Here is an 8476-nt window from a genome sequence, read left to right as displayed (position 1 = left end):
GTAAAGAAGAAGCATCATTATCTAACATTCCTTCCAGAGTAATGTCTATATAATTCCCAATACCAAACTCCCATGAGGTACCTTCATAAGAACCATTTTGGAAAAATGTTGCTACTGTTGGAACAATAATCTCATATACTTTTACAGAAGATAGCTTGTCATTAAAATTAGATGTACCTAAAAAGGAAGAATTGTCTTTCAACACAATCATTTCTCCTTCAAAATTCTTTTCCGAATATAATTCTACTACATATCCTGGTTCTATCTGTAACGAAGAGATATCATTCTCAGTAATTCTTTCTAAGGTAATATCTGGATAGTCGCCAACAAATACCTCCCAAGAAAACCCATCGTATCCACCATGCTGAAAAAGTGTTAAAACAGGATCAATAATTATTTCACCTTCAATAGCAGAGACATTTATTCCAATATTGAACTGATAACTTCTTTCTAAATGTTCAACAATTGTATTTCCCTGAGGAATAAAACCCATTACCAAATGAGGATTTGAATCAACATTGGCTTTGAAAGATTGCCATATATCATCTGTAATTCCAGTTGTTATAGCAGGTATTACACTATTGCCAGCAACTGACCCGGAACCATCAGGGTAACTATCCATAAATCCTGGAGCAATGCTCTCTCCAGGCTGCAAAACTACAGCGTCATTAGAGTGGTTACTAAAATTAAAAGTATTAGTACCTGTTGCATACTCTAAGGAAGTTCTTGTTTGACCAATAGCAATCACCTTAAAGTCATTTTCTCCTTGAACTTTAACAACAAATGGAGTTACGGGGTTTCCTAACCTATTTATATAAAAAGAGAAATCTTCAAGACAAATACTTATTGCTTCCTCACTATTATTTGTATAAGAACCTGTTCTATTAACATTGATAATTGGGCTATGAGCATCAAGAAAATCACCGTTAGCTAAATTACTAAAACCTAATAAATTTGGGTTTCCATTTTCACAATTACCATCTAAACTATTAATCCAAGCTTCTAAAAGCTGTACTGCCTCTTTATCTACTCTACCTTTAGCGAGGGGCGGCATCATGTTAGAGGGGTTTAAAGAATTTAATCTATGATGAACATTGGATTTTGATACATCTCCTGGGGCTATCGCAACTCCACCTCCGGTTAAATCTTCAATAATAGCGCCATTAATTAGCTCTTGTTCTGAAAGTATTGTGCTAAAACGCATATCAAAACCTGCTCTTGTATTACCTGGTAAGTGACAATATGCGCAATTAGAATCAAAATACGACCTTACTCTAGTTTCCAATGGCTTACTATTATCATCTATACTAACTAATGTCGATACATTATCAGTATTCACCTCAGGGATAAATCCTAAATGCGCTAATGTCTCTAATTGATTAGCTTTTATACCTGTATATGGGTAAAGAAATTCTTTATTCAATTGTCTAGTATTAAAACCTAACACCCAACCTGCAGAGGAATTATGACATTGTACACAGGTATTTGAAGCGGGGTATTCATAACCAAATGTGTCTCCATCAATTGTAATATTTTCATTATCTCCAAGAAGCAATAAATCTGCCTCCAAACCATTTGAACGCCATTTATAGGTGCTTCCAAACCATTCTCCATCCGTACCTAAAACCCAAAGTCTAGTTTCTAATTTTGTGCCATTTGGATTATTAAATTGTTTAATAAAAGTTGTCCCTATTGGGAAAGTCCAACTACCTTCTTCAGTATACCCAATTTGCTCCTCTCCAGAATCCACTACACCATCTTGTGGGATAGAAACCCAACGGTACTTATCTGTCCCAGAAGACCAGAGAGGATTGTTAACATCGTAAGGGATTACACCTGGAGTTGGGGTCATATTTAACAAGTCTGAAAAAATACCTGTTTCTGATAAAAGTAAAGGTAGAGTCTCATTACTATTGTCTCCAGTATTTACTATTTTAAAAATCTTTCCTCCACCGGCAACACCATTTGATAATTTAAGAATCATAATCTCATTATCATGATTATACCCTAATGAAGAAATACCATTAAAAACAGATCCACCTATATTACCAATAGCTTCTACACCACCATTGGAATTACCTCCAGTGTGCGTCAATGCATAGACTAATCCATTAGCATTATCGCCAAATATATATTTTCCGTATAATTCTGGTATCTCTGACCCACGATAAATATAGCCACCAATGACAGCACTACCAACAGATCCATCATAAGCATAAAGTGGCTCTCTCTCTTCTCCATATATTGGATTAGGATAATTCGTAAAATTACGATAACCTTCATCAAGACCTTCTTTAAAATTCCATTGAAAGTTAAGCCCTGGCGCATCCATAATGTTTATTTCTTCCCATATAGATGACCCAACATCCCCTATCCAAAAATTGTTGGTAGGAGCGTCATATGACATACGAAAAGGCTGTCGAAGACCTATAGCATAAAATTCTTCTAAAAATTCACCTGTTCCAGTAACCCATGGGTTATCATTAGGAATATAATAGCCTTGTGTATAGGATTGATCTACATTGGTAGGGGTATTAGTATTACTTGGTTGTCTTTCAATAGGGTGACTTATAGAGCCTCCTCTCATATCAACATCGATTCGCCAAACACCACTTCTAAAACGATCGTTAAGTATTTGAGTATGGAGAGTAGCATCTTCGCCAAAAGATCCTTCATCTCCTACAGAAACATATAAAAAACCATCCCCTCCAAAGGTTAGTCCGCTACCATCATGACCTTTATGCGTGTCATATTGATTAATCATAATGAGCTCGCTATCTGGATCAAAGCTATTGCCAGTCCATGTAAATCTACTTAATCTATCATAATAAGGTTCTGTCCAATCCGAGTCTTCATTCTCGGTTTTGTGTACATAATAAACATAGATATAATCTTTTCCTAGACCTTGGCCAAAATTAGGATGAAAAACTACATTTTGAAATCCACCATGTTTTTGCCCTGTATCACCAGAATAAGAATAATACCAGCAACGGTCTTGAATGTCCATTACTAGATTTCGTTCTGATTCTGTTGCATTTTCATTATCGGGTATGGTATAAAATCTACCGTCCATTTCTACTACTAAGAGGTTACTTGAACCAGGAAATGGTAGAAGAGCCTGCGGTGATTCCCATTCGATATCAGTATAAATCTCTACCAAATCAATATCTTGAGTAGGTTTTATTGTTGGAAGATTATTGTTCATGAAAGGGTCAATAGCTTCTATAGAATCTATACCTGGTTGAAATAAAATAACTACTTTAAAACTTAAAAATGCGAGTGGTAAGAGAAACAGTGACCATGTTTTCTTTCCCCTAAATAAAGATGTTTTCATAATGTGGTTTGATTTTTGATATTTTAACGAAATGTCGATATGATACTAGGGGAGAACCATTCTATATTTTTACAATGAAGGGTTTTAACTTGCTTAAAAAGCAAATAGCTATAAACATAATTTTTTTCGTTAAACTAAAATAGTTTTAGAAATAAAATATATTGTTTTTTGTCGATGAAGTACATAAAAACAAGGTAAAGTGTAGGTTATGTAATAAAATAATTGTTGTATTAATTGATGCTTAAAACATTATTTTTTTAATAAAAACATAATGTGTTGTAGATAATAATTTGGGTCTTACTGTATTTTTAATATTAAAGAATTTTTACACTTTTACATAGGAAGATATTCCTTAGTTTATTTTTACACTTAAAATTATTTAATAGGCTCTTTCTTCTCCACGAATAGCATTAGTTACAGTGTTAAAAATAATTTTTATATCTAATGATATAGACCATTTTTCCATATAAAATATATCGTAACGAACCCTATTAACTATATCTGATTTATTTATTATTTCTCCACGGTATCCTTTAATTTGAGCTAATCCAGTAATACCAGGTTTTAAAAAGTGGCGTACTAAGTACTTATCTACTGAAGTTTCGTATTGTTCTGTATGTAAATGCATATGAGGTCTAGGGCCTACTACACTCATATCTCCTTTTAAAACATTGAAAAATTGTGGTAGCTCATCTATACTAGTTTTTCTTAAAATACGGCCTAGTTTAGTTATACGCATATCATTTTTAGTAGCCATTAGAGTGTCACTTTCTTTACTCTTCGTCATAGACCTAAATTTATAACAGTTAAATGTTTTTTTATTTACTCCATGTCTTTTTTGTGAAAAAAAGACAGGTCCTTTAGAGTCAAACTTCATTAAAATCCATATTAATAGAGTCAACCAAGAGAGTACAAATACTATAGCAAAACTAGAAAAAATAATATCGAATGTACGTTTAACAATATTAGCGTATTCTAGTTCTAATGGAGAGGCACGTAAGTTTAATACGGGAACAGATCCATACAATTCTATAGACATAGCTCTTGTAAATAGCTCTTTATTATCCGGAACAATTTTAATTTTTTTTAAGCTATTGTCTGCAATTCTCATTAGCTCTTGGATTTCTTTTTTAGATAACCTAGAGGCAATACAATATACTTCATCTACATTATTTTCGAATATATAAGAGTAAGAATCTTTAATTGGCCCTAAGTAAGTTGGACTTATGGAGTTGGAATTATCAAAAAAACCCATATAACGATATCCATGAATCGTTTCGTCAAAAATTTGACGTATTTTCTTTAAATTTTTATCACGTCCAATTACAACCACTCTAACTGGTTTGCTTAGCTCATTTCTTCGGTATATGTTTCTTGCAAAATAAAAGAGAATTCTAAATAATGTTATTAATAGGCATATGAGTAAATACACCAAAATTAAATACCCAAGTTGATATGGACGTATTCCTAAAAAAGTAAATGAGGTGAAATATGCTAAACCATAAATTAGGAAAAGAGTAAAAAAATTTCGAAAGTTTGTAAGAAATCCACCTTTTCTTGCTATAAGATAAAAATTTGTTAGATACGTAATAATAACCCAAGTTATATTATAATAAAGTACACTATATCCATGATTATATGTTTTAGGTATTAATAAATATAAAATGGTGTTTATTATTATTATATGAAATATAAAAGATATTGGAATAACGAAATAGGACTTTTTCATTTTTAATAAAAAATTGTAAGCTTAAGGTAGGGATTTTTTACAAAAGTTTACTTAATGTACCAATCATATACTTTTTGAATACCCTCTTTTAATTCTATTTTGTGTTTCCAACCTAGGTGATGTAATTTAGAAGGATCTGTAAGTTTTTTGATGGTTCCATCTGGTTTGTCTGTATTAAAATATAGTTTTCCTTTGAACCCAATAGATTCTTTAATTAGCTCTGCTAAATCTTTAATAGAAATATCTACACCAGTTCCAATATTTATATGTGTATTTCTTATTTCTTTAGATTTTGTATCGTAACAATCTTTAAACTCACGTTCTTCCATAAGAAAAACACAAGCGTCAGCCATGTCTTCACTCCATAAGAATTCACGCATTGGCTTACCAGAACCCCAAATTTCTAGGTGAACACTATCTTCTTTTTTCTGAATACCGTATTTGTCTAATATAGAGTAAATATCTTCCTCTTTTACATTTCCATCAAACCCTTCTATAGGTAAATTGTTAAGATCTTTTCTAATGGTTTCCCAATCTTGATTTTCTAATGCCTTACCTAAATGCATTTTTCTAATAAGCGCAGGTAATACATGAGATTTTTCTAAATCAAAATTATCGTTAGGACCATACAAGTTGGTTGGCATTACAGATATAAAATTGGTGTTATATTGTAAATTATAACTTTCACACATTTTAATACCAGCTATTTTAGCAATTGCATAGGGCTCATTAGTATATTCTAGAGTATCTGTTAAAAGATATTCTTCTTTCATTGGTTGTGGGCAAGTTTTTGGGTAAATACAAGTACTTCCAAGAAATAATAATTTTTTTACCCCATGTACATAACTTTCATGAATTACGTTATTCTGAATCATTAAGTTAGCATAAATAAAATCTGCTCTATAGGTATTATTCGCTACTATTCCACCAACTTTAGCTGCTGCTAAAAACACATATTCTGGCTTTTCTTTAGCAAAAAAGTCCTGTACGGCTGTACTATTTGTAAGATCTAACTCTTTGTGTGTACGCGTAATAAAATTAGTATATCCTCTTGCTTCTAAATTTTTTAAAATTGCACTACCAACTAAGCCTCTATGACCTGCTATGTATATTTTTGCGTTTTTTTTCATCAATAATTATAATTTTTTTTAAAAGCCAACACTATTATTTAAATGTGAAAGTATTGGCTTTAATTTTATGCTAAAAAATTACTCAAAATAGTTTAAAGTTCTGTAACCACCAGATTGTAAATACTGATCTTTTTTCATTAGAGTTACATCACTTTGCATCATATCTTTTACAAGATCTTTAAGTTCAAATTCAGGAGTCCATCCTAATTTGTTATTTGCTTTAGAAGCATCACCAATTAATAGGTCAACCTCAGTTGGTCTAAAGTATTTAGGATCTACAGCTAAAACTTCTTTGCCTATTTCTAATTGATATTCAGGGTTGTTACAAGCTTTAATGTATCCTTTTTCATTAACCCCTTCTCCTTTAAATTCTAATTCTATACCTACTTCTGCAAAAGACATACGTACAAAATCTCTAACAGGCGTAGTTTTTCCAGTAGCAATTACCCAATCTTCAGCTTCATCAGCTTGTAAAATCATCCACATCATACGAACATAATCTTTAGCATGTCCCCAATCTCTTTGAGCATCTAAATTTCCTAGGTATATTTTATCTTGTAACCCTAATGCAATTCTAGAAGTAGCTCTTGTAATTTTACGAGTTACAAAAGTTTCTCCTCTAATAGGGGACTCATGATTAAATAAGATACCATTACAAGCATACATACCATAAGCTTCTCTATAGTTTACAGTAATCCAGTAAGCATACATTTTTGCAACTGCATAGGGGCTACGAGGGTAAAATGGTGTAGTTTCGCTTTGTGGAACTTCTTGTACTTTACCATATAACTCTGAAGTGGATGCTTGGTAAATACGTGTTTTCTTTTCTAAACCTAATAAACGAACAGCGTCTAAAATTCTAAGAGTACCTAAACCATCTGCATTACCGGTATATTCTGGTACTTCAAAAGATACATGTACATGGCTCATTGCTGCCAAGTTGTAAATTTCATCTGGCTGAATTTCTTGTATTAGCCTAATAAGGTTAGTACTATCCGTCATATCGCCATAGTGTAAAATAAAGTTTCTATTTTCAATATGAGGATCTTGATATAAATGATCAATTCTATCAGTGTTAAAGATAGAAGATCTTCTTTTTAGCCCATGTACTTGGTATCCTTTTTTTAATAAAAATTCACTTAAGTAAGCGCCATCTTGTCCGGTTACTCCTGTGATAAATGCTACTTTCATATTATGATTAAATTAGAGGTTATGTTATCGAACTTTGCGTGTGATTTTGTTTGCTCGATACTTACGTTATTGTGTTATATGTTATTTTAGTAGAAATTTAATTTTATAGTTGAGTTTTTTTTACCGCTCCGCGCCGTAAGCCACATTTTTTGGTTACGGTTCGCTAATTAATTATAGCTATAAATTAGCAGCTATAATTTAATTTTTATTTTTTTGTAGGAATTAAAAAACTAAAATTAAAGTGTAAACTTAAATACGTGATTCTTATGCTACAAGGGTTATCTTAAAAGACTTGTAAGTTTTATCAAATTAATAATGAATAACAGGTATTTGTGAAGATACTATATGTTTGTAGGTATACAATTTAAGATATGTTTAAGAGCTTCTTTTTACAATTAATATTTAGTTAGATGTATTACAAAAAATGCCGTTGAATGGTTATATTATAATTAGTTATAAAATATCTTTAATCTTTGCATTTAACATAATACCTAATCCTGGAATAGCTAATCGTATTCTTTTTTTACCTACTTTTTGTATAATAGCATTTTGGTTTTTTAGAATCCCATTTTTAATTAAAAGTTTATCTCCTGGATTATATTTACAAAGGGTAATTTCTTCTACAGCATCATCTTCCAACCAATTTTTTATAGTTTCTATTTCTTCATCTCTTACTATAGCTGGTTTCCCTAACCAAAATAAATAGCGTACTACTCCAGCTACAGTATAAACTTTAGATCGTTCTTTATCTGTAAGTCTCACAAAAACATAAGATTTAAATAATGGGCTTTGTATGGTTTTCTTTCTATCGCTCCATTGTTTAACTTCTTTAATAAGTGGGCAATATACTTCTACCTGCATTTGACGCAAGATTTCTGCTACTTTTTTTTCTTTTTTAGACTGTACATATAATACATACCATTTCATATAACATTTTTATATATAAATAGGATTGAAATATATAGATAACCACAATACTCTCAAAATATTACCACTAAAATTAAATTATTATTTATTTTATTGATAAAATATTATAATGTAGGAAAATTCCTTATTTTTTTACACTATTAAATAAGATTTGGCGTTTTGTAT

Annotated in this window: 5 protein-coding genes; all 5 read right to left on the bottom strand. The window is 31.2% G+C overall.

Translation table 11 applies throughout. The annotated features are described in order from the left end of the window. The coding region (locus Q0820_RS16360) for a PQQ-dependent sugar dehydrogenase (RefSeq protein ID WP_298489275.1) at positions 1-3334 on the bottom strand (3334 nt) is incomplete at its 3' end. Between the two features lie 379 nt (positions 3335-3713). Next, a complete protein-coding gene (locus tag Q0820_RS16355; protein WP_298489274.1) occupies positions 3714-5063 on the bottom strand; it encodes an exopolysaccharide biosynthesis polyprenyl glycosylphosphotransferase in 1350 nt (449 codons plus the stop codon). 47 nt (positions 5064-5110) lie between these two features. Next, complete coding sequence (locus Q0820_RS16350; protein WP_298489272.1) at positions 5111-6193, bottom strand: GDP-L-fucose synthase; 1083 nt, start codon at positions 6191-6193, stop codon at positions 5111-5113. Positions 6194-6271: 78 nt separating this feature from the next. After that, positions 6272-7384 (bottom strand): GDP-mannose 4,6-dehydratase, encoded by a 1113-nt coding sequence (gene gmd / locus Q0820_RS16345; RefSeq protein ID WP_298489271.1) that lies wholly within the window; start codon positions 7382-7384, stop codon positions 6272-6274. A gap of 453 nt (positions 7385-7837) precedes the next feature. Then, positions 7838-8311, bottom strand: coding sequence for a UpxY family transcription antiterminator (locus tag Q0820_RS16340; RefSeq protein ID WP_298489269.1), 474 nt, complete (start codon positions 8309-8311; stop codon positions 7838-7840). Positions 8312-8476: the final 165 nt, after the last annotated feature.

Source organism: uncultured Maribacter sp. (assembly GCF_947495965.1).
GTDB lineage: Bacteria > Bacteroidota > Bacteroidia > Flavobacteriales > Flavobacteriaceae > Maribacter_B.
Note: the sequence above shows the minus strand (reverse complement) of the source record. Positions and strands in the feature narration are given on the sequence as shown.

Bases quoted from the DNA above. Each gene is read 5' to 3' on its own strand.
- Q0820_RS16350 (WP_298489272.1), bottom strand. From the start codon at position 6,193: ATGAAAAAAAACGCAAAAATATACATAGCAGGTCATAGAGGCTTAGTT.
- Q0820_RS16355 (WP_298489274.1), bottom strand. From the start codon at position 5,063: ATGAAAAAGTCCTATTTCGTTATTCCAATATCTTTTATATTTCATATA.
- gmd (WP_298489271.1), bottom strand. From the start codon at position 7,384: ATGAAAGTAGCATTTATCACAGGAGTAACCGGACAAGATGGCGCTTAC.
- Q0820_RS16340 (WP_298489269.1), bottom strand. From the start codon at position 8,311: ATGAAATGGTATGTATTATATGTACAGTCTAAAAAAGAAAAAAAAGTA.